The organism is Roseobacter sp. MED193, from assembly GCF_000152965.1.
In the GTDB taxonomy this organism is placed as follows: Bacteria; Pseudomonadota; Alphaproteobacteria; order Rhodobacterales; family Rhodobacteraceae; genus Pseudophaeobacter.
This window is the reverse complement of record NZ_CH902583.1, coordinates 856,794-878,163: the sequence shown is the minus strand read 5'-3', so window position 1 is coordinate 878,163 and position 21,370 is coordinate 856,794. Positions and strand designations below refer to the sequence as shown.

The 21,370-nt window shown below is 56.9% G+C and carries 21 protein-coding genes; 14 read left to right on the top strand and 7 right to left on the bottom strand.

Annotated features, from left to right (window positions below):
• Window position 1 precedes the first annotated feature (1 nt).
• From nuoI to MED193_RS06650, 12 genes are all read left to right on the top strand, one after another.
• Window positions 2–499, top strand: a complete 498-nt coding sequence (gene nuoI / locus MED193_RS06705; protein ID WP_009808921.1) for an NADH-quinone oxidoreductase subunit NuoI — start codon at window positions 2–4, stop codon at window positions 497–499.
• A 17-nt stretch (window positions 500–516) separates the two neighbouring features.
• Entirely contained in the window at window positions 517–927 is a 411-nt protein-coding gene (locus MED193_RS06700) for a DUF4259 domain-containing protein (protein WP_009808920.1), read from the top strand.
• Window positions 924–1,355, top strand: a complete 432-nt coding sequence (locus MED193_RS06695) for a carboxymuconolactone decarboxylase family protein (RefSeq protein ID WP_009808919.1) — start codon at window positions 924–926, stop codon at window positions 1,353–1,355. The genes MED193_RS06700 and MED193_RS06695 overlap by 4 nt, the downstream gene beginning before the upstream one ends.
• The gene (locus MED193_RS06690; RefSeq protein ID WP_009808918.1) at window positions 1,352–1,954 is read left to right on the top strand and encodes an NADH-quinone oxidoreductase subunit J; all 603 of its coding nucleotides are present in this window, start codon (window positions 1,352–1,354) and stop codon (window positions 1,952–1,954) included. Before MED193_RS06695 ends, MED193_RS06690 begins: the two co-directional genes overlap by 4 nt.
• Complete coding sequence (locus MED193_RS06685; protein WP_039965986.1) at window positions 1,951–2,436, top strand: hypothetical protein; 486 nt, start codon at window positions 1,951–1,953, stop codon at window positions 2,434–2,436. The genes MED193_RS06690 and MED193_RS06685 overlap by 4 nt, the downstream gene beginning before the upstream one ends.
• 4 nt (window positions 2,437–2,440) lie before the next feature.
• The gene (nuoK, locus tag MED193_RS06680; RefSeq protein ID WP_009808916.1) at window positions 2,441–2,746 is read left to right on the top strand and encodes an NADH-quinone oxidoreductase subunit NuoK; all 306 of its coding nucleotides are present in this window, start codon (window positions 2,441–2,443) and stop codon (window positions 2,744–2,746) included.
• Window positions 2,747–2,752: 6 nt separating this feature from the next.
• On the top strand, window positions 2,753–4,855 hold the full coding sequence (nuoL, locus tag MED193_RS06675; protein ID WP_009808915.1) for an NADH-quinone oxidoreductase subunit L: 2,103 nt from the start codon (window positions 2,753–2,755) through the stop codon (window positions 4,853–4,855).
• Complete coding sequence (locus MED193_RS06670) at window positions 4,855–6,402, top strand: NADH-quinone oxidoreductase subunit M (RefSeq protein ID WP_009808914.1); 1,548 nt, start codon at window positions 4,855–4,857, stop codon at window positions 6,400–6,402. The genes nuoL and MED193_RS06670 overlap by 1 nt, the downstream gene beginning before the upstream one ends.
• Before the next feature lie 14 nt (window positions 6,403–6,416).
• Window positions 6,417–7,856, top strand: a complete 1,440-nt coding sequence (nuoN, locus tag MED193_RS06665) for an NADH-quinone oxidoreductase subunit NuoN (protein ID WP_009808913.1) — start codon at window positions 6,417–6,419, stop codon at window positions 7,854–7,856.
• Between the two features lie 70 nt (window positions 7,857–7,926).
• Window positions 7,927–8,676: a biotin--[acetyl-CoA-carboxylase] ligase gene (locus MED193_RS06660; RefSeq protein WP_009808912.1), complete on the top strand. Its 750-nt coding sequence runs from the start codon at window positions 7,927–7,929 to the stop codon at window positions 8,674–8,676.
• A gap of 15 nt (window positions 8,677–8,691) precedes the next feature.
• Window positions 8,692–9,474, top strand: coding sequence for a type III pantothenate kinase (locus tag MED193_RS06655; RefSeq protein WP_009808911.1), 783 nt, complete (start codon window positions 8,692–8,694; stop codon window positions 9,472–9,474).
• Window positions 9,471–11,141, top strand: coding sequence for a ribonuclease J (locus MED193_RS06650; RefSeq protein ID WP_009808910.1), 1,671 nt, complete (start codon window positions 9,471–9,473; stop codon window positions 11,139–11,141). Before MED193_RS06655 ends, MED193_RS06650 begins: the two co-directional genes overlap by 4 nt.
• A gap of 113 nt (window positions 11,142–11,254) precedes the next feature.
• Here the strand turns inward: MED193_RS06650 and MED193_RS06645 are convergent, their stop codons facing one another.
• From MED193_RS06645 to MED193_RS06615, 7 genes are all read right to left on the bottom strand, one after another.
• Complete coding sequence (locus tag MED193_RS06645) at window positions 11,255–11,500, bottom strand: RSP_7527 family protein (RefSeq protein WP_157041299.1); 246 nt, start codon at window positions 11,498–11,500, stop codon at window positions 11,255–11,257.
• Between the two features lie 97 nt (window positions 11,501–11,597).
• Complete coding sequence (locus MED193_RS06640) at window positions 11,598–13,181, bottom strand: DEAD/DEAH box helicase (RefSeq protein ID WP_009808908.1); 1,584 nt, start codon at window positions 13,179–13,181, stop codon at window positions 11,598–11,600.
• Window positions 13,182–13,362: 181 nt separating this feature from the next.
• Complete coding sequence (locus MED193_RS06635) at window positions 13,363–14,313, bottom strand: glycosyltransferase family 2 protein (protein ID WP_009808907.1); 951 nt, start codon at window positions 14,311–14,313, stop codon at window positions 13,363–13,365.
• Entirely contained in the window at window positions 14,313–15,053 is a 741-nt protein-coding gene (locus MED193_RS06630) for a hypothetical protein (RefSeq protein ID WP_009808906.1), read from the bottom strand. Before MED193_RS06630 ends, MED193_RS06635 begins: the two co-directional genes overlap by 1 nt.
• Window positions 15,054–15,193: 140 nt before the next feature.
• Window positions 15,194–16,801 (bottom strand): peptide chain release factor 3, encoded by a 1,608-nt coding sequence (locus MED193_RS06625; RefSeq protein WP_009808905.1) that lies wholly within the window; start codon window positions 16,799–16,801, stop codon window positions 15,194–15,196.
• Window positions 16,802–16,916: 115 nt separating this feature from the next.
• Window positions 16,917–17,858: a diguanylate cyclase gene (locus MED193_RS06620; RefSeq protein WP_009808904.1), complete on the bottom strand. Its 942-nt coding sequence runs from the start codon at window positions 17,856–17,858 to the stop codon at window positions 16,917–16,919.
• Window positions 17,859–18,018: 160 nt separating this feature from the next.
• Window positions 18,019–19,029: a Hint domain-containing protein gene (locus tag MED193_RS06615; RefSeq protein ID WP_009808903.1), complete on the bottom strand. Its 1,011-nt coding sequence runs from the start codon at window positions 19,027–19,029 to the stop codon at window positions 18,019–18,021.
• A 297-nt stretch (window positions 19,030–19,326) separates the two neighbouring features.
• Here MED193_RS06615 and MED193_RS06610 point away from each other — a divergent pair, with 297 nt between their 5' ends.
• Complete coding sequence (locus MED193_RS06610; protein ID WP_039965982.1) at window positions 19,327–20,106, top strand: SDR family oxidoreductase; 780 nt, start codon at window positions 19,327–19,329, stop codon at window positions 20,104–20,106.
• Between the two features lie 35 nt (window positions 20,107–20,141).
• Window positions 20,142–21,260, top strand: a complete 1,119-nt coding sequence (locus tag MED193_RS06605) for a hypothetical protein (RefSeq protein ID WP_009808901.1) — start codon at window positions 20,142–20,144, stop codon at window positions 21,258–21,260.
• Window positions 21,261–21,370 lie beyond the last annotated feature (110 nt).

The following is a 21,370-nucleotide window of genomic DNA, read 5'->3' as shown; positions in this document are numbered from 1 at the left end:
CATGACAAACCAAGTCGATTACACCCGCGCCGCCAAATATTTCCTGCTGCAGGATTTCTGGGTCGGCTTCAAACTGGGGCTCAAATACTTCTTTGCCCCCAAGGCGACCATCAACTACCCGCATGAAAAGGGGCCACTGTCGCCTCGGTTCCGTGGCGAGCACGCCCTACGCCGTTATCCCAACGGCGAAGAGCGCTGCATTGCCTGTAAGCTCTGCGAAGCGGTCTGTCCGGCGCAGGCGATCACCATTGATGCGGAACCCCGCGAAGATGGCTCACGGCGCACCACGCGTTACGACATCGACATGACCAAATGCATCTACTGTGGCTTCTGTCAGGAAGCCTGCCCGGTGGATGCCATCGTTGAGGGGCCGAACTTTGAGTTCGCTACGGAGACCCGCGAAGAACTGTTCTATGACAAGGACAAACTCCTTGCGAATGGCGAACGTTGGGAAGCCGAGATTGCCCGCAACCTCGAAATCGACGCGCCGTATCGGTGAACTGAAAGGACAGTGATATGGGCGCTTGGGGTGTCGGTATTTTTGAAGACGATCAATCTCTGGACTGGCTAGCGGGGGAGTATTCTTCCGCAGGAGCCAAAGCTGTACGTGCTACCCTCTTTGAAACTGTCAGGACAGGTCCCGAGGACTACCTTGAAGCACCGAAAGGGATCGAGGCTCGTGCTGCAGCTGAAGTCGTTGCAGCGGCGAATGGTGCCGGTGACGCGGCTTTAGAAGAAAGGCATCTCGCGATCCTTCTTGAACATGCTGATTCCGTTCGTTCGGACAAAGAGTTGAAGAAGCTGTCGATAGAGGCCGTTCAGCGTCTTTCAGGTGAAAACTCCGAAATTGAGGAGCTTTGGGATGGAGATGAGGAATGGAAATCCGCTATCGCCGGGCTCTTGGAACGACTTAAGAGGATGCAATGACTGACCCCAAGAACCCATTCGAGGCCATGATGGCCCAGGCTCAGGCCCAGTATCAGGAGATGGTCAAGGCCATGAACCCCGATCTGGCCAAGGGTCTGGACCCCATGACCATGAAAGGGTTCGAGGCCCTGTGGCCGACCATGCCCAAAGAGGTGATGGAAATGATGTTTGGCAAGACCCTCAACAAAGAGGGGCTGGATGCCAAGACCCGGCTTTTGCTGACATTGGCCGGCCTAACCTGCCAGGGCGCGCAAGCAGATACCGCTGTGCGTCAAACCGTACGCCATGCCGTTGAGGCAGGTGCAAAGAAACAAGAGATCGTTGAAACGATCGGACAGATGTCGGTCTTTGCCGGCATTCCGGCCATGAACCGGGCGCTGGAATTAGCGCAGGAGGTCATGGCCGACAAAAAGGACGATGAGACATGAGCGTTTTTGCCTTCTACCTCTTCGCCATCAGCGCTATCACCGGCGGGCTGTTCACTGTGATCAGCCGCCAGCCGGTGCATTCAGTGCTGTGGCTGATCCTGGCCTTTATCTCTTCGGCCGGGTTGTTTGTGCTGCTGGGGGCGGAATTCGTCGCCATGCTGCTGGTTATCGTCTATGTGGGGGCCGTCGCGGTACTGTTCCTCTTTGTGGTGATGATGCTGGATGTGGACTTTGCGGCCCTCAAGGCTGAGATGGCGCAGTACATGCCGTTGGCCCTGCTGATCGGCCTGGTCATTCTGATGCAGTTCGTCATGGCCTATGGCTCCTGGGAAAGCGCCCACGGCGCCGCCGCGCAACTGGCGCAGCCGATCCCAGAGGACAGACACAACACCGAGGCCCTGGGCCTTATCATCTATGATCAATATTTCCTCCTGTTCCAGCTGTCGGGTCTGATCCTGCTGGTTGCCATGATTGGCGCCATCACCCTGACCCTGCGCCATCGTAAAGATGTCAAACGCCAGGACGTGATGCTGCAAATGTCGCGCGACCCGGCCAAGGCCATGGAACTGAAAGACATCAAACCGGGGCAGGGGCTTTGAAGCAGAAAGCTATTCACCTCGTGCTGATTGTACCTGCAGTGGTAATGGCCTGCTCGTTGCAGCTTTCTGCACAAGATTGTTCTGTGAACTTCATTCATCATGCTTTAGACGCGCCCGAAGATTGGAGCCAAGGCCATGTTCTCTCCAGAGGTGGTCATTCGGGGTATCATAACCCAAGCGATGCTTGGGGGGCTGTTGAGCTGACACTTGAGAATTGCGCGACTGGCCAAAACGTGGTTGTTCGGACATCAGAGCAAAGAGAAGACACAACAGAAGTGTTCAATGCTGCCGACAAGGTCGAAGCGCTGATGAATGATATTTCTTCACTGGCAAATGCCAATACTTGGGTATCGCGATTGCAAAGCCAAGCAATGAACTCTGGTGCAAAGGTCCGCCATTCCGGAATCTCAAACACAGAGTCCTGCGGGTGCCGGGTTTTTTACCCAGAGCTTCGCGGCAACAAAGAACCATATAAGGTCTAGGGACATGATCGGCATTGAACATTATCTCACCGTCGCGGCGACCCTGTTCGTCATTGGCATTTTCGGGCTCTTCCTGAACCGCAAGAACGTGATCATTCTGCTGATGAGCATCGAATTGATGCTCTTGGCCGTGAACATCAACCTTGTGGCCTTCTCCAGCTTCCTTGGGGATCTGGTGGGGCAGGTCTTTACCCTGTTCGTGCTGACCGTGGCCGCCGCCGAGGCTGCCATCGGTCTGGCGATCCTGGTCTGCTTCTTCCGTAACCGCGGCACCATCGCCGTGGAAGACATCAATATGATGAAGGGCTAAAGCATCATGGAAACCATCCTACTCTTTGCCCCTCTTGTGGGCGCGCTGATTTGCGGCTTTGGCCACAAATACATCGGCGAAAAAGCCGCCATGGTGACGGCGACGGGCCTGTTGTTCCTGGCAGCGCTGCTCTCCTGGATTGTCTTTCTCAGCTTTGACGGTGTTAGCCGCTCGATCGAGATCTTGACCTGGGTCCAGAGCGGCAGTCTGGATACCTCCTGGGGTATTCGTCTGGACCGTCTGACCGCGCTGATGCTGATCGTTGTGACCTCGGTCTCTGCCCTGGTGCATCTTTATAGCTTTGGCTACATGGATCACGATCCGCAGTGGAAAGACGGCGAGAGCTACAAGCCGCGCTTCTTTGCCTATCTGTCCTTCTTTACCTTCGCCATGCTGATGCTGGTAACTTCGGATAACCTGCTTCAGATGTTCTTTGGCTGGGAAGGTGTGGGCGTTGCCTCCTACCTGCTGATCGGTTTCTATTATCGCAAACCCACCGCAAATGCGGCGGCGATGAAAGCCTTTATCGTCAACCGGGTTGGGGATTTTGGCTTTGCGCTGGGGATCTTTGGTCTGTTCCTGATGACCGACAGCATCAACTTCACAGAAATCTTCGCGGATATTCCAACCAAGGTTGCCGGTCAGTCGATCTCTTTCCTCTGGGCGGAATGGGACGCGGCCAACCTGCTGGCGGTGCTCTTGTTCATCGGGGCCATGGGTAAATCGGCGCAGCTGATCCTGCACACCTGGTTGCCCGACGCGATGGAAGGCCCAACCCCTGTGTCGGCACTGATCCACGCCGCGACCATGGTGACGGCCGGTGTTTTCCTGGTCTGCCGTATGTCGCCGCTGATGGAATTCGCACCACAAGCCACCATGTTCATCACGGTACTGGGCGCGACCACGGCGTTTTTTGCCGCCACAGTTGGTCTGGTTCAGACCGACATCAAACGCGTCATCGCCTATTCCACCTGTTCGCAGCTGGGCTATATGTTTGTGGCCGCCGGTGTTGGCATGTATTCCGCAGCGATGTTCCACCTGTTCACACATGCCTTCTTTAAGGCGATGTTGTTCCTCGGAGCCGGTTCGGTCATTCATGCCATGCACCACGAGCAGGACATGATGAACTACGGTGGTCTGCGCAAGAAGATCCCCTATACCTATTGGGCGATGATGATCGGCACGCTGGCCATTACCGGTGTTGGCATCCCGCTAACCCATATCGGTTTTGCCGGCTTCCTGTCCAAAGATGCCATCATTGAAAGCGCCTATGCCGGAGGCTCGCAGTATGGCTTCTGGATGCTGGTGATCGCGGCCTTCATGACCTCCTTCTACTCTTGGCGTTTGATGTTCCTGACCTTCTTTGGCAAGCCACGTGGTGACAAGCACACCCATGACCATGCCCATGAAAGCCCGATGACCATGCTGATCCCGCTGGGTGTTCTGGCTCTGGGGGCGGTGTTCTCGGGTATGATCTGGTACAACTCGTTCTTTGGCCACACGGATAAGGTCGCCAAATTCTACGGTATCCCCTATGCGGAAGCAGCGGCTGATGCACATGGTGAAGCTGCGGAGGGTCACGGCGATGACGGTCATGGCGACAGCGATGATCAGGCAGCGGAAGCCGCGCACCACTATGTCTTTGCCGGTCAGCCCGGCGAAGGGGCGCTGTACTTTGCGCCGGACAACCATGTGCTGGACGATGCCCATGCCGCGCCGTGGGAGGTCAAGGTCGCACCCTTTGTTGCGATGTCCTTTGGTCTGATCCTCGCGGTCTGGTTCTACATCGTGAACCCCAGCCTGCCGGGCCGTCTGGCCAGCAATTTCCAGCCGCTCTACCTGTTCCTCAAGAACAAGTGGTACTTTGACGAGCTCTATGACGCGATTTTTGTCAAACCGGCTCTGGCCCTTGGCCGCTTTTTCTGGAAGCGTGGCGACGGCAATGTCATCGACGGCTTCCTCAATGGCATCGCCATGGGGATCGTGCCCTTCTTCACCAAACTTGCCGGCCGTGCGCAGTCCGGTTTCATCTTTACCTATGCCTTCTGGATGGTGCTGGGCATCGCAGCCCTGATCACCTGGATGTCGATCGGCGGAGGAGCCCACTGATGGACAACCTTCTATCTATTGTCACTTTCATCCCTGCTGGGGCGGCGGCTGTCATGGCCCTGCTCATGCGTGGCGAGGACGAAGCGGCACAACGCAATGCCAAATGGCTGGCCCTAATGGCCACCTCGCTGACCTTCCTTGTTAGCCTTGGCATCTACTTTCAGTTTGACCCCAACAATACCGGGTTCCAGTTCGTGGAAGAGCGCGACTGGATCTTTGGTCTGCAGTACAAAATGGGCGTGGATGGCATCTCGGTGCTCTTTGTGATGCTCACCACCTTTGTGATGCCACTGACCATTCTGGCCAGCTGGAATGTCTCGACCCGCGTCAAGGAATACATGATTGCCTTCCTGCTGCTCGAGACCCTGATGCTGGGCGTCTTTATGGCGCTGGATCTGGTTCTATTCTATGTGTTCTTTGAGGCAGGGCTGATCCCGATGTTCCTGATCATTGGGATCTGGGGCGGTAAAGATCGTATTTACGCTTCCTTCAAGTTCTTCCTCTATACCTTCCTTGGCTCGGTTCTGATGCTGGTGGCTATGGTGGCCATGTATGTGGATGCACAAACTACAGACATCGTTCAGCTCCTGACCCATAGTTTCTCAGCCGCAAGTTTTGACGTGCTGGGCATTCACGTGGTTGGCGGCATGCAGACCCTGATGTTCCTGGCCTTCTTTGCCTCCTTTGCGGTGAAAATGCCGATGTGGCCGGTCCATACCTGGCTGCCGGATGCGCACGTGCAGGCGCCAACTGCTGGCTCTGTAGTGCTGGCGGCGATCCTTTTGAAAATGGGCGGCTACGGTTTCTTGCGGTTCTCGCTGCCGATGTTCCCCGTAGGCGCGGATGTGATGACCGATCTGATCCTGTGGATGTCTGCAATCGCGGTGGTCTATACCTCGCTGGTGGCCATGGTGCAGGAAGACATGAAGAAGCTCATTGCCTATTCATCCGTCGCGCATATGGGCTTTGTCACCATGGGGATCTTTGCTGCCAATCAGCAGGGTGTTGACGGTGCGATCTTCCAGATGTTGAGCCACGGCTTCATCTCTGCGGCGCTGTTCCTTTGTGTGGGCGTGATTTATGATCGGATGCATACCCGCGACATCAACGCTTATGGCGGTCTGGTCATTCGGATGCCTGCCTATGCTCTGGTCTTCATGTTCTTCACCATGGGCAATGTCGGCCTGCCGGGCACCTCTGGTTTCGTCGGTGAATTCCTGACCCTGATGGGTGCCTTCCAGAAGAACACCTGGGTGGCAGCAGTTGCGGCCTCTGGGGTGATCTTCTCGGCGGGCTATGCGCTTTGGCTCTATCGCCGGGTGGTCTTTGGCGACCTAATCAAGGGTAGCCTCAAAACCATTCAGGACATGGATGCGCGCGAGCGGTTCATCTTTGCGCCCCTGGTGGTGATGACCATCCTTCTGGGCGTCTATCCTTCGCTGGTCACCGATATCATCAGTCCCTCGACTGAAGCGCTGATCGCCAACTTTAACCAGTCTCTGGCTGCTGCGGATACCTCCGCTGCCGTCCAGACTGCGTCGCACTAAGGGAGCATGGGCAAATGATCCAAGCTGATCTTTCCGTAATCCTGCCTGAGATTATCCTGGCACTTTACGCAATGGCGGCGCTTTTGGGCGCGGTCTATACAGGCAAGGACAAGCTGGCCTCAACGCTGATCTGGTCCACCTCGGCTCTGATGGTGGCGCTGGCTGTTTGGATTGGCACCAGCGGGAGCGGTGCAAACTCTGCCTTTGCTGGCATGTTTGTTGATGATGGTTTTGCGCGTTTTGCCAAGGTTGTGATCCTGATCTCGGCCGCAGCGGTTCTGGTCATGGGGCAGGAGTATATGTCCCGCCGCGGTATGTTGCGCTTTGAATACCCCATTCTGGTGGCGCTGAGCGCGGTTGGCATGATGATGATGGTCTCTGCTGGCGATCTGATGTCGCTTTACATGGGGCTGGAGCTGCAATCTCTGGCGCTCTATGTGGTCGCCTCCATGCGCCGCGACAGCGTCAAATCCACCGAGGCCGGCCTCAAATATTTTGTGCTGGGCGCGCTGTCCTCGGGGCTTCTGCTGTACGGTGCTTCGCTGGTCTACGGTTTTGCCGGAACAACCAAGTTCGCAGGCATCATTGAGGTCGCGCAGCATGGTGAAGTCTCGGTGGGCTTGCTCTTTGGTCTGGTGCTGCTGATTTCGGGCCTTGGCTTCAAGGTCTCTGCCGTGCCCTTCCACATGTGGACACCAGACGTCTATGAAGGCGCACCAACACCGGTGACGGCCTTCTTTGCCTCCGCTCCCAAGGTTGCGGCCATGGGGCTCTTTGCCCGTGTCATGCATGACGCCTTTGGCCATGCGGTGAGCGACTGGAGCCAAGTGGTCGCGGTACTGTCGGTTCTGTCGATGTTTGTCGGTGCGGTTGCTGCGATCGGCCAGCGCGATATCAAACGTCTGATGGCCTATTCCTCGATTGCCCATATGGGCTATGCGCTGATGGGCCTGGCGGCGGGCACCGTGCTGGGTGTTGAGGCCATGCTGGTCTATATGGCCATCTATGTGTCGATGAATATCGGCACCTTCGCCTTTATCTTGATGCTGCAAAAAGACGGTCAACCCGTCACAAGTATTGACGCGCTGAATCAGTATTCCCGCCGGGAGCCTGGCAAGGCGCTGGCTGTGCTGATCCTGATGTTCTCGCTGGCAGGTGTGCCACCAATGCTGGGCTTTTTTGGCAAGCTATACGTGCTGCGCGCGGCCTACGAGGCCGACCTTGCCTGGCTGGCTATTGCCGGTGTGGTCGCTTCGGTTATCGGGGCCTTCTACTATTTGCGGATCGTTTACTACATGTATTTCGGGGCCGAAGGTGAAGATCTGGACCGGACATCCTCGCCTGTTCTCTGGGCCTTCCTGATGGGCTCCGCTGCGGTCATGGTTCTGGGAATTATCAACATGTTTGGTGTCGATGGCGTGGCAGCTGCTGCGGCTGCGGCCTTGGTCAACTGAATGATCTAAAACTCTGACAAAAGGCCTGGTCCACTGGACCGGGCCTTTTGGGTTTTGAAGGAATGGAACAATGACGGATTGGCCCGAAGGATATGGCAAACGCATCTTGGATGCGGTGGACAGCACGCTGGACGAGGCCGCGCGCATCGCGAGCGACCTGTCTGGTCCTGAATGGATCCTGGCAAAACGCCAGACCAAAGGCCGCGGTCGCCGGGGCCGGGACTGGAAAGAACCCAAAGGAAACTTTGCCGCGACCCTGGTTATGCGCCCTACTGAGCCGCCACAGGTGGTCGCTTTGCGGAGCTTTCTTGCGGCTCTGGCGCTTTATGACGCCTGTGAGGCCCTCACAGGGCGCACCAGCGGGCTTGCGTTGAAATGGCCCAACGATGTGCTGTTGAATGGTGGCAAGCTTGCTGGCATCCTGTTGGAAAGCGCCGGGGCTGCGCAGGGGGTGACACATTTGGCCATTGGCATTGGTGTCAATCTGGTGGAAACCCCGATGAAGGAATGGCTGGAGCCAGGCGCGGTTTGGCCGGTGTCGCTCTTGTCCGAAACCGGGGTTCAGGTCACGCCTGAGGACTTCCTGACGGCGCTGGCAGCGGCCTATGCGCGCTATGAGCTGCAGTTCACCACCTATGGGTTTGAGCCGATCCGCACCGCCTGGCTCGCCCGCGCGGCCAAGCTGGGAGAGGTAATTACCGCACGTACAACCAATTCAGAGACCACAGGCACCTTTGAGACGGTAGACGCGGAGGGCAACCTTGTCTTAAACAGCGCCAAAGGCCGGGTGACGATCCCTGCCGCTGACATTTTTTTCTGAGCATAAGGGCTTCCCATGCTTCTGGCTGTTGATTGTGGCAATACCAATACCGTCTTCTCAATCTGGGACGGCGAAAAATTCATTGGCACCTGGCGCACAGCGACAGATTGGCGCCGCACGGCTGATCAGTATTTTGTCTGGCTCAACACCCTGATCCAGGCACAGGGCATTGAGGCGGATATCACCGATGTGATCATCTCCTCCACGGTGCCTCGCGTGGTGTTCAACCTGCGGGTGCTGGCGGATCGCTACTATAACACCCGCCCCTTTGTCGTGGGCAAACCCGATTGCCTGTTGCCCGTCGATGTGCGCGTGGATGAGGGCACCGCCGTGGGCCCTGACCGTCTGGTCAATACGGTCGCCGGGTTTGATCATTATGGCGGCAACCTGATCATGGTCGATTTTGGCACAGCCACCACCTTTGACGTGGTGGCTGAGGATGGCGCCTATGTGGGGGGCGTCATTGCCCCTGGTGTGAACCTCAGCCTCGAAGCGTTGCACCAGGCGGCGGCAGCGCTGCCGCATGTCGATATCTCTAAGCCTGAGCATGTAATAGGCACCAATACGGTGGCCTGCATGCAATCGGGGGTGTTTTGGGGCTACGTCGGCCTGGTGCGCGAGATCTGCGCCCAGATCAAAGCCGAACGGGCGGTCCCGATGAAGATTATTTCAACAGGCGGGCTGGCGCCTCTTTTCCAGCAAGCTGCTGATCTGTTTGACGCATATGAGGATGATCTCACGATGCATGGTCTCCAGATCATTCACAAATATAATAAGGATAACGGTACTCCTGCATGAGCACTGATGAACGACTGATCTATCTGCCCCTCGGCGGGGCAGGTGAAATTGGCATGAATGCCTATGTCTATGGCTATGGCAAACCCGGCAAAGAACGGCTGATCCTGGTGGATCTGGGCGTGGCCTTCCCGGATATGGACAGCACCCCCGGTGTTGATCTGATCATGCCCGACATTTCCTGGCTGCGCGAGCGCGTGGACCAGCTGGAAGCGATCTTTATCACCCATGGTCACGAGGACCATATCGGGGCGGTATCGCATCTCTACAGCCAACTGAACGTGCCGGTCTATGCCCGGGCCTTCACCGCCAATCTGGCGCGGCGCAAGATGGAAGAGCGTGGTCATGATCCGCTGGTGGTGAAAACCGTTGGGGCCTGGCCTGAAGTGACCAAGCTCGGTCCCTTTAGCGTCGGCTTTGCCCCTATGGCCCATTCAATCCCTGAGAGCGCGGGTCTGGTGATCGACAGCCCTGGTGGCCGTGTGGTGCACACGGGTGACTTTAAGCTCGACCGCACACCGCTGGTGGGCGAGGCTTTTGATCCAGAAATGTGGGCCGAGATTGCCAAGCCAGGTATCAAGGCGCTGATCTGCGATTCGACCAATGTGTTTTCCAAAACACCAGGCCGTTCCGAATCGGAGCTGCCGGATGAAATTCGCCGCCTGATCAGCGAAGCCGGCGGAATGGTGGCCGCCACAACCTTTGCCTCCAACGTTGCACGTGTAAAGACGCTGGCGGATGCCGGCACCCGGGCTGGGCGCTCGGTTGTGCTCTTGGGCCGTGCCATGCTGCGCATGGTCGAGGCTGCAAAGGAAACGGGTGTTCTGACAGATTTCCCAACGGTCTATTCGCCCGAAGAAGCCAAGGACATGCCGCGCAACAATCTGATGTTGATCACCACTGGTAGCCAGGGCGAACGCCGCGCGGCCTCCGCACAGATGGCACGCGGCAAATATCGCGGGCTGGAGCTGAAGGAGGGCGATCTATTTCTGTTCTCCTCCAAAACCATTCCCGGTAATGAACGCGGCGTGATCCGCATCATCAACCAGTTCTCGGAACGTGGTGTGGATGTGGTGGATGACAGTTCAGGGCTTTACCACGTATCCGGCCACGCCAACGGCCCGGATCTGGAAGCGCTGCACGCATTGCTGCAGCCGGCCATGCTGGTGCCCATGCACGGCGAACACCGCCACCTGCGCCAGCACGCCCGTTTGGGCGAGGCCAAGGGCATTCCCAGCATTGTTGCGGTCAATGGCATGATGCTGAACCTCTCTGGCAATCGACCCTCTGTGTTGGAGTATATCGACACCGGTCGCACCTATTTGGATGGCTCGATCCAGATTGGGGCCATGGATGGCGTTATCCGCGACCGTATCCGCATGGCGTTGAACGGCCATCTGGTTGTGACGCTGATCCTGGACGAGGAGGACGAACCTCTGGGTGAGCCCTGGTGTGACATCAAGGGGTTGACCGACAATGGCTCATCCAACGCAGCGCTGACTGAGGTGCTGGAAGAGGATCTGAACCAGTTCCTGATGCGCGCTGGTGCCAAAACGTTGAAGGATGATGACAAACTGGAGGGCGAACTGCGTCGGATAGCACGTCAATCCTGTCAGAATGAGATTGGTAAAAAGCCTGAGGTTACGGTTGTGATCAGCCGCATGCGCTAAGACCCTATCGATATGACTAAAAAAACGCCTCGGCAGGATCTGCCGAGGCGTTTTTCGTGAGTGGTGACAAAAATAGTCACGGGGGGCATTTCTATGGGTCTTAGACTTGGTGTTTATGCGGTGCGTGGACGAGCAAACCGTGCGGAGAGCTTGAGCACCAGATTGACCGTGCCGCGACCCAGAGCGCGAAGGGCATCAGCCATGGCTGCAGCACGCATTGCATGGGCGCGGGCCTCGATGTCTTGGATTTCTGCGGCGGTAAGGATAACTGGCTGATGTTGGGTCATGGTACTCTCGGTCTTTGGCATGGGTCGGATCACGCTCATGTAGAGAGGTTTGCCGCCAATTACATTGCTCAAAGTGTCAATGCCGCCATGCCACCTGTGCAAGCCTTGCTCACAAAAACGGCCGCCCCTGGGGGACGACCGTTCGTTTCACCGTATCTGTAGGGCCGCGTTAACCGGCGCGGCGCTCATCAAAGGAGAGGGCGATAAAGCTGGGCATATGGTCCCCCATGCCGACAACGACGCGATCATCGCGCCGCCCGCCCTGTTTGCTACCGCGTCCGCGGTTCCCCTTGGATCCAGAAGCCGATTGGGGAGCCTCATCTTCGGACCTATTGCTCGATCCTTTGCCCGAGCGCGAGCGCCCTTCGGATTTGGATTTATCCGACTTGCGCGCAGCAGATTTGGGCTTTTCGGCCTGTTGTTCCTCAGGCGTGCTGACCTCGGCCGTTTCAGTTCCTGTGACGACTGTTTCTGCTTCAACAGCCTTTGTTGAGGTCTTGCTACGGGTGGATTTGCGCCCTGATCCGGTCTCTGAGCCAGTCGTGGGTTTGGCATCCTGGTCGGACGGTTTCTTGGCGGAGCTGCGCTTGGCGGGCTCTGCTTTCTTAACCGGGTTCTCCAACCGGTTGATTTCCTTTTGTAAAAGGCTTTCAACGGCGGCAAGCGCTTTTTCGTCCCGGCCAGAGCAGATGGTGATTGCCTTGCCTTCACGACCTGCACGTCCTGTGCGGCCAATCCGGTGCACGTAGTCCTCAGGGTGGCCGGGCACGTCAAAGTTGAACACATGGCTTACGCTGGGCACATCCAATCCACGGGCAGCCACATCAGAGGCCACCAGGATACGCAGTTTGCCTTCACGGAAGCCATCCAGGGTTTTGGTCCGCTGGCTCTGGTCCAGATCTCCATGGATAGGGGCCGCGTCAAAGCCATATTTCTTCAACGACTTGGCGACGATATCCACATCCGACTTTCGGTTGCAGAAGATAATGCCATTTGTCAGCTTCTCGCCTTCGGCGTTGATCAAAGCGCGCAGGGCGGTGCGTTTCTCGCTGGCTTCACGATCTTTGCGGGAGGCTTTGAACAGAACCACATGCTGCTCGATGGTTTCGGAGGCGCTGGCCTGACGCGCCACTTCGATTCGTTCCGGTGCGGACAGGAAGGTATTGGTGATACGCTCGATCTCAGGCGCCATCGTGGCAGAAAAGAATAGCGTTTGGCGCGTGAAGGGCGTGAGCGAAAAGATCCGCTCGATATCCGGGATAAAACCCATGTCGAGCATCCGGTCGGCCTCATCCACGACCATGATCTGAACACCTGTCAGCAGGAGTTTCCCGCGCTCGAAATGGTCCAGTAGACGGCCTGGGGTCGCAATCAGAACATCGACGCCTTTGTCGATCAACTGGTCTTGTTCCTTAAAGCTAACGCCACCGATCAGCAGGGCTTTGGTGAGCTTCAAGTGCTTGGTATAAGTGTCAAAGTTCTCTGCTACCTGCGCGGCAAGTTCGCGGGTGGGGCACAGAACCAGGCTGCGCGGCATACGGGCACGGGCGCGGCCACGGGCCAGTAAGGTGATCATTGGCAAAGTAAAGGAGGCCGTTTTCCCAGTGCCGGTTTGGGCAATGCCCAAAACATCACGACCCTCAAGTGCGGGCGGAATAGCGCCTGCCTGAATAGGTGTCGGGGATTCATAGCCGGCCTCAGCAATAGCTTTGAGGACCTTTGCATTCAGGTTTAGATCGGTAAATTTTGTCATATGCGTCCGTTTTTGCGGACACTGACTTGGCCCGCGCGTGTTTGACTAAGCTGGATCCGCAGGGGACTGCGGTGTGACAGCGTCCAGCTTTTCGCGGGACATAACAAAATCTGGCTCAGCGGTCAATTATTGGCGTATTTTACAAGAGATTGCTGGCCATTGTGTCCCTACAGGCACCAGTTTAGTCGAAACCCGGAAAATGTTTCTTTCTCTTAGAGTTGAGCGCTAATGACCGTCTGCGCAAAAGGCCTGCCTTTTCGACCTCTGCTTGTTGCCGAGAGTCCGCCAGGTTCAACTCGTCATAAAAGGCGCGTAGTCCTGTCTCGCCTTCATTGCGCTCGAGATCTTTCAGAAAGCTGTGCAGGTTCGGACTGTTGCGGTCCCCTCGTCGTTGCGGGGCCAATTCTGCCCGATAAGAGCCTTGCTGCAGCCTGTAGCGATAGTGCGCCAGCCAATCCTCCCAATTGCAAGCATGATAGTGGCACAGATCCACATCATTCAGCTCTGTCGCTGCGGGATTTTCAATCTCACCTTGGAAGAAGTTGTGAATGCGAAAAGAGGCGTCGTCTTGCCCGGTGCGGACAAAGAGCTTGCCCTGAACATGGCTGAGAACCCCCCCACGAGACTGATCCGCGAAACGTGGGTAGAGCGAGTTCAGCACTGCGTCTTGGCTTGGGCCAGGTGGGAGATAGGCTTTGAACAGGTCTGGCGCGTTAGCGATGGCTTCTAACGGGCGGCTGCGGGCGCAGATGGTCTGTGGGGGCAGCTGGGCCAAGTGTTGTCCGATGGGGGAGGGGGACCAGAGAAACTCATCCACGTCTAGATGGGCGAGCCATTCGAGATCCTTGCATTGACGGCGGTAACAGCGCGTGGCGTTTTGAGCCTGGCGCACCTGATGTTTCACAGGGCGCCCCTTACGTCCCCGCTTGCCCCAATAGGCGTCATCACACTCGATGACGCGTATTTTAGGGTGATTTTTCAGAAAGTTGTGGGCTTCGAGGCAGGGGCTGTCCAGGTAGACAAACAGCCGATGTGCCCCTGCGTCCAAGTGATAGGCCGCAAAATTCAAGATCTGGGTCGCAGGGGCCTTGATCGTGCTGACAAGCCCCCATTTGTCGGATGGCGCTCCCATCAGCAGGAGGGACGCTTTTTGTAGCGTTGAATACGGGCAAAGACCGTGCGCGGCTCCCGCAGGAGATCGCCAAGCATCCGCTGACAAAGAGGCGCGATGACCTGGTCGTTCTCACCATGCCGCCAAAGGCGGGCCAAAATGTTCTTATCCATGTCACCGCCACGCAGGGAATAGCCCTCAAGACCAAAGGCGAGATCGTCTCTTGGCCGCCCCTTGATACGTGGAAATCCTGAGCTGTTGGGGCGACCTGACAGGCGGCGTTCGCTGTCATGGAGTTTGATGAGGTCAAAGAGCAGGGCCAGGCCCTGTCCCCCTAGACGTTGGTCAATGGTAGCCCCATGGTCGGCAAAGGTTGTGGCGGCAGAGATCAACCAGCGGGGAGCAAGTTCCTTCGCCATTTTTGCCCCATCTTCGCTCCAGAGACGCAAAAAGAGCTGGCGGGCAAGTTCCGAGGTCGGACTGCGCCGCAGGATTGCAATCAAAAAGGCATGAAGGGCAAAGATCTCGGACTGCCCGCGCATTTCGTAGCGCAATTGTTGTAGTTTGTGCTCTGGGTCATACCGAAAGGTCACTTCTGGTTCTGTGAGGTCTTGCGGGATTGTCTGGTGCCACAGGGCAGTGAAATCCACATCTGCCTCTGGAAGGACATGTTCAGGATTGACAAACGGGCGCTCCCTTTTCTCTAGCCGTTTCATCAAGCTAAAGAAACCTCCAGGGTACAACTCGCTATCAAATTCCATACTTTAAGTCACCGCGCAAACCTAGTTTTCTTCGGGTAATCTAGCCGAGAAAAACTCTGTATCGCAAGGTTTTAGGCGAAGTGAGACCCAATGGAGGAGGTGAGGGGGCGGTCAAGGCCCCCTCTGGATGACCGATCGGTTCAGACCATCATTTCTTTTGTCGCCGTCAGCTTCAGATCTGGGTAGTCACGCTCAACCCGATCAATGTCCCACTGCAAACGGGTGAGATAAACAATGTCGCCATCATGGTCGTAGGCGATATGCTGTTTGTTGGTTGCGACGAATTTATCAACCGCTTGCTGGTCGCCACTGACCCAGCGGGCCGACGTGAATTGCGAGTTGTCAAACCGTACCGGCAGGCCATATTCCAGCTCGATCCGACTGGCGAGCACTTCAAACTGTAGCGCCCCGACGACGCCAACGATAAAGCCAGAGCCAATTGAGGGTTTAAAGACCTTGGCAGCGCCTTCCTCGGCAAACTGCATCAGGGCCTTCTCCAGGTGCTTGGCCTTCATAGGATCGCCTGCGCGCACGCCCTGCAACAGTTCAGGCGCAAAGGAGGGGATGCCAGAAACGCGCAGGGGCTCGCCCTCGGTTAGGGTGTCTCCGATACGCAGCTGGCCATGGTTCGGAATGCCGATGATATCGCCGGCCCAGGCCTCTTCGGCCAATTCACGATCTGACGCCAGGAACAGCACCGGGTTGGAAATCGCCATTGGCTTTTTGGTGCGCACATGGGTCAGTTTCATGCCGCGTTTGAAGTGGCCGCTTGCCATGCGCACAAAGGCCACCCGGTCGCGGTGCTTGGGGTCCATATTGGCCTGCACCTTGAAAACAAACCCGGCGACCTTCTTTTCTTCCGGGGCGATTTCGCGCGGCTGCGCCTTTTGCACCTGCGGTTCTGGGCCATAGGCGCCGATGCCGTCCATCAGTTCTTTGACACCAAAGGAATTGATTGCTGAGCCAAACCAAATCGGGGTCATGTGACCTTCCAACACGGCCTGCGGGTCCAACGCGGGCAAAAGCGCGCGGGCCATCTCGACCTCTTCCAGCAGCTTGTCCAGCAGATGCGCGGGCACATGTTCTGCCAGTTTGGGATCGTCCAGGCCTTCGATGGCGATGCTTTCGGCCACCTTGTTCCGGTCGGCGCGGTCCATCAGCTCCAGCCGGTCGCGCAGCATGTCGTAGCAGCCGATAAAATCGCGCCCCACGCCGATAGGCCAGGCCGCTGGGGTCACGTCAATTGCCAGGTTTTCCTGGATCTCGTCAATGATCTCAAAGGTGTCGCGGCTTTCGCGGTCCATTTTGTTACAGAAGGTGAGGATCGGCAGATCGCGCAAGCGGCAGACCTCAAACAGCTTTTGGGTTTGACTCTCAACACCCTTGGCCCCGTCAATCACCATGACGGCGGCATCCACTGCCGTCAGCGTGCGATAGGTATCTTCGGAAAAGTCCGAGTGGCCTGGTGTATCGACGAGATTGAAGCGGAAACCCTCAAAATCAAAGGACATGGCCGAGGCGGAAACCGAAATGCCGCGGTCCTTTTCCATCTGCATGAAGTCCGAACGCGTCCGTCGGGCCTCGCCCTTGGCACGCACCTGGCCAGCCATCTGAATCGCACCACCGTAAAGGAGGAACTTTTCAGTCAGCGTGGTTTTGCCCGCATCCGGGTGCGAGATGATCGCAAAGGTGCGGCGCCGCGCGATTTCGGGCGGCAGGTCTGGGCGGTTTGCAGCGGTATCCAACATGGCATTGCCTCTAGCCAGAAACGGATTGGGAGGCAAGGAAAACGAGTGGGCGCTCAGCTGCGTAATGGCTAAGGCTTCCGGCCACCCCCTGGCATTGCTGCCGCTGCCGCCTCGGTCACCGGGATAGTGGCTCCCGCCAGCCGTGCTTTCCCGTTGTCAGACATATTTCTCCGCCCTCTGCCATCACTTTGTTGCGGCCTGAGTTCTTAGCTACGTAGAGCAAAGCGTCAGCGCGTTTCAACAAGAGCGGAGCTGCACTGATATGCTCTGCACTCTCAGTAAGCCCAATGCTGACGGTTAAGCGAATTTTGTGCTTATCAGCCAATATCTCTTTGGACTGGACCATGGCGCGCAAGCGCTCACATGCAGAATAGGCGCCGACCAGATCCGTGTCTGGAAAGACCAGAGCAAATTCCTCCCCGCCCAGTCTTCCGACGAGGTCGATTGAACGAAATTCGCTAATGAGCAGTCTTGAGAGCGCTTGCAGGGTCTTGTCCCCGGCATCGTGGCCATATGTGTCGTTGATACGTTTAAAGTGGTCCACATCCAGCATGGCGACGGACATTGGCATCCTGCGCTGCCGGGCTTGTTCAAACTGCGCTTCGAGAGTTTTTAGGAAAGGTCTTCGGTTGGAAACCCGTGTGAGCGGGTCAGTGTTGGCCTCTATCTGAAGAAGTTCATAGGCTTTTGTCAGCTCCCTTATGCTCAAGATGCCAACAAGTTCTTCTTGCTGAAGCACGGGAATGTGGCGGATCGCGTTTTCGTTCATAAGGTGGAGCAGGTAGGCGACCTCATCGTCGGGGCCGCAACATATGACAGAGCGCGTCATGACCTCACAGACTAAGGCATCTGCCGCCTTCGGGTCGCGACTGGCGACAACTGACAGAAGGTCTCTTTCGGAAACGATACCAATCAGCTTATTGGATTGATCGGTGACAACCAAAGCGCCAAGTTTGTTCTCGAGCAAAACCTGCGCTGCTTGTCTCAGCGTCGCGCTCGGATCAATCCCTTTAACGCCCGTAGATTTCTTTGTTTGCAGTAACTGCGCAACCTTCATCGTCAATACCCTAAATCCTGCCATCTGTAGATTAGGGGGGATTAGTGACTAGGGGTTAAACTTCAGCTGCCTATCTTCGCCTTGCGTTGTGAAACTTTTACTTAAACGCCCCCAGGTCAATTCAAGGCAGAACCAGGGGCAGGATGCCACCTTTATTCCGCTAGCGCAGCGAGGCGCGTTTTAGCAGGTTCACGGCATCAGGTCGGTCGAGCAGAGATTTTTGCACCTCAACCCCATGGGCGTCGCGCCGTTGACCAGTCTCCAGTGTGGGAGAAATACGGGCTAGGATCTCATCTGGCAGAGCTGGTTGGGTCATGGAATCCAAGAACAGGCTCTCTGCGGCGATACCTTCTGCATAGACGATGTGATGGCGGTCAAACAAAAGCTGGAAATAGTCGACAAAGCCGCCATCCTGAACCACGACGTCGCTGCCATTGACCAGATCCCGCGCCCGTACCAGCAATTCAGGGCTGCCGGCGCCCAGTTCATCATGCCGTTGATAGACCATGAGACGGTGATCGGGGCTGACCACCAGGTCGGCGGCATTGTTCAATACCCCGGCCCGGATCAGGACCGGCGCCATGCGGCCTACTGCGCGTGAGGTGGTCTGACCGATCCAGCGCAGCTCTTGTACGCCCTCATCCCGTGTCAGCACCCGATCACCCGGTTTGAGATCCTCTATCGGTTTTTGTGCGCCGGTCGCCATGGTGATCCGGGTGCCACGGGTAAAGGAAACACATGCCATCTGCGCCAGTTTGCGCCGCGCACTGTCTTGCTCGGCGCGCACCAGCGTATAGCTATGTTGCGCCTGCATCGGCGCTAAGGGCAGCAAGTATATGGCAGCGATTAGCCCGTCTTGGTCCACCTCTACCATGACCAAGGCTTCGATATTGTCGCCTGAGTGCGGCATCAGGGTCAGGGCACAGTCAAGATGTAGCTGAGCGCCAACCGTTCCGAGCTCGGTTCCCTGGGCGACGTAAACATTACCGTCTGCACCACTGGCAAGGGCCAGCCGCCTGGGTTTTGTCCCGGGGGTAAGCTGATAGATATCATCTAGCATCAACTCGTCCAGAACGCTCAGGCTGTCCCCCATATTGGCCCCGATCTCCACCTGAAACTGCTCAGCTGGATAGGCCGGAATGGATTGAACGGCGTGGTCTGGCGTGGACACTGGAGCCCTCCTGGCGAGTCAGATGTATAAGACGGTGCGGAATCGCGTGATTGTCTTGGTTTCCTTGAGTAAGGTGTAGCACCGAATTATGGCACGATACCGACAATTACGGGAAGAATCCCTGACAAGTTGTTAAGGCTGTACTCCTGCCCGGACAAGATCCTGATGCGGCGTAGTTCCGGCGCGGGCAGGCCAGTAGGACGCGGCATTGATCGCCTCCGTGTTTCAGGGCTGGCCATTGGCGCAGGGGCGGTGCACTCTGGGCCAATCACGAGATGAACCCATTGGAGGTAAGGAATGGATCTAGGAATCGCGGGAAAACGAGCATTGGTCTGTGCCAGCAGCAAAGGCCTTGGCCTGGGCTGCGCTGAGGCTCTGGCGGAAGCTGGGGTTAACCTAGTGATGAACGCGCGCGGAGAAGAGGCGCTGTTACAGGCGGCGCAATCGATCCGTGAAGCCTATGGTGTCGAAGTCGAGACTGTCGTGGCGGATGTCACCACCACAGAAGGCCAGGAAAAACTGTTGGCTGCTGCGGTTGATATTGACATTTTGGTCAACAATGCAGGCGGCCCGCCCCCCGGAATGTGGTCGGATTGGGAGCGCGAGGATTTCATCAAAGCCCTGGACGCCAATATGCTGGCCCCAATTGCGCTGATGAAGGCCTTGGTGCCTGGGATGATGGACCGGGGTTGGGGACGGGTGGTCAATATCACTTCGCAATCTGTCAAAGCGCCCATTGCCGTTCTGGGGCTGTCCAATTCCGCGCGTGCGGGTTTGACCGGTTATGTGGCTGGCACCTCGCGCCAGGTTGCGGGCAGCGGTGTCTGCATTAACAACCTGTTACCAGGCATTCATGCAACGGATCGCGCGGTCTCTCTGGATACAGGCGTCAGCAGCCAGCAGGGGATCACAATGGAGGAGGCCAAGGCGCAGCGTGCCGCGACCATTCCTGCAGGCCGTTATGGCACACGGGCCGAATTTGGCGCTACCTGTGCCTTCCTCTGCTCACAACATGCGGGCTTTATCGTTGGACAAAACATCCTTTTGGATGGCGGCGCAACCAACGCAACCCTCTAAAATTTTACAATATCGGACATTTTGGGAGTATTTCTTTGGCCTCTGGATTTTCCCTCAAAGATCAATTGTTCAATAAAGAGAAGACCCGCTATCTGGCGGGTCTTTTTGCGCAGGCCGTGCCCGGTTTTGACGCAGAGCGCTTTGAGGCGGAAGTCATGGCGGGGCTACTGCCATTGGAGCTGAAGGCCCGCATCAATTGGATCGCCGAAGTGCTGGGGCAGCACCTGCCTGGGCCGCTGTCTGAGGTGGCGCCAAAGATCTTGGCCGCCCTGCCACCACCATTGGACCCAACTAAATCGGATGATGACTTTGGTGATTTCATTTTTGCCCCCCTTGGGGAGCTCATCGTCGCGCGCGGGCTAGAGAATGATCCGGATTTGGCGCTGGATCTGCTGGCAGAGGTCACTCAACGGTTCTCGATGGAATGGTCTATCAGGCCGTTTTTAAACGAATATCCTGAATTAACCCTGACGCGTATGCAGGACTGGGCCAGTCACGCCAACTATCATGTGCGGCGTCTGGTCAGCGAGGGCACGCGGCCACGTCTGCCCTGGGGGCAGGCGGTTTCCCTAGAGCTGGACACGCCGTTGCCCTTGCTGGGGCAGTTGTACAGTGATCCGACCCGCTATGTGACGCGATCGGTGGCCAATCACCTGAACGATATCACCAAGAAAGATCCGGATCTGGTCCTGGACCTGTTAGAAAGCTGGCACAGCGAGGGGCGGCAAAAGGCCAAGGAGCTCAGCTGGATGACTGCCCATGCCTGTCGTGGGTTGGTGAAATCAGGTCATCCCCGTGCCCTGCAGATCTTGGGGTATGATCCAGATGCGGAATTTTCTGTAAGTCTTTATGTTCATACGGAATTAGTGAAAATTGACGACTGGCTGTCCTTTGAGGTTTCCCTCTCGGCGCCAAGGGATCTGCCAGTCATCGTTGATTACCGGGTGATCTTTCCGCGCGCTTCGGGAGCACTGTCAAAGAAGGTTTTCAAGATCAAACAAACCAGGTTGAAGGGCGGGCCTGTGACCCTGCCCAAACGGCACCGGCTGAAAGGCGACGCCACCACGTTTAAACTGCATCCTGGCCGCCATGAGATCGAGATCCTGGTCAATGGGCGGGTTGCGGCCCAGGGGTGGTTTGAGCTGGCAGCCTAGCTTTCACGTTGCTTTCACAGCTTTGTCAGCGGTGCCTTTGCACTCTTGCCGACTGGGCCTTGGCAAGATAGCCCAGTGCCCGGTGCCTGATTTCGTTTTGGGGCACAGTG

Excerpts from the sequence above, each read along its gene's own strand:
- nuoK (WP_009808916.1), top strand. The coding sequence starts at position 2,441 with ATGATCGGCATTGAACATTATCTCACCGTCGCGGCGACCCTGTTCGTC.
- MED193_RS06620 (WP_009808904.1), bottom strand. The coding sequence starts at position 17,858 with ATGAAGGTTGCGCAGTTACTGCAAACAAAGAAATCTACGGGCGTTAAA.
- nuoN (WP_009808913.1), top strand. The coding sequence starts at position 6,417 with ATGATCCAAGCTGATCTTTCCGTAATCCTGCCTGAGATTATCCTGGCA.
- MED193_RS06655 (WP_009808911.1), top strand. The coding sequence starts at position 8,692 with ATGCTTCTGGCTGTTGATTGTGGCAATACCAATACCGTCTTCTCAATC.
- MED193_RS06625 (WP_009808905.1), bottom strand. The coding sequence starts at position 16,801 with ATGTTGGATACCGCTGCAAACCGCCCAGACCTGCCGCCCGAAATCGCG.
- MED193_RS06635 (WP_009808907.1), bottom strand. The coding sequence starts at position 14,313 with ATGGGAGCGCCATCCGACAAATGGGGGCTTGTCAGCACGATCAAGGCC.
- nuoL (WP_009808915.1), top strand. The coding sequence starts at position 2,753 with ATGGAAACCATCCTACTCTTTGCCCCTCTTGTGGGCGCGCTGATTTGC.
- MED193_RS06660 (WP_009808912.1), top strand. The coding sequence starts at position 7,927 with ATGACGGATTGGCCCGAAGGATATGGCAAACGCATCTTGGATGCGGTG.
- MED193_RS06610 (WP_039965982.1), top strand. The coding sequence starts at position 19,327 with ATGGATCTAGGAATCGCGGGAAAACGAGCATTGGTCTGTGCCAGCAGC.
- MED193_RS06650 (WP_009808910.1), top strand. The coding sequence starts at position 9,471 with ATGAGCACTGATGAACGACTGATCTATCTGCCCCTCGGCGGGGCAGGT.
- MED193_RS06670 (WP_009808914.1), top strand. The coding sequence starts at position 4,855 with ATGGACAACCTTCTATCTATTGTCACTTTCATCCCTGCTGGGGCGGCG.
- MED193_RS06640 (WP_009808908.1), bottom strand. The coding sequence starts at position 13,181 with ATGACAAAATTTACCGATCTAAACCTGAATGCAAAGGTCCTCAAAGCT.
- MED193_RS06690 (WP_009808918.1), top strand. The coding sequence starts at position 1,352 with ATGAGCGTTTTTGCCTTCTACCTCTTCGCCATCAGCGCTATCACCGGC.
- MED193_RS06700 (WP_009808920.1), top strand. The coding sequence starts at position 517 with ATGGGCGCTTGGGGTGTCGGTATTTTTGAAGACGATCAATCTCTGGAC.
- MED193_RS06695 (WP_009808919.1), top strand. The coding sequence starts at position 924 with ATGACTGACCCCAAGAACCCATTCGAGGCCATGATGGCCCAGGCTCAG.
- MED193_RS06630 (WP_009808906.1), bottom strand. The coding sequence starts at position 15,053 with ATGGAATTTGATAGCGAGTTGTACCCTGGAGGTTTCTTTAGCTTGATG.
- nuoI (WP_009808921.1), top strand. The coding sequence starts at position 2 with ATGACAAACCAAGTCGATTACACCCGCGCCGCCAAATATTTCCTGCTG.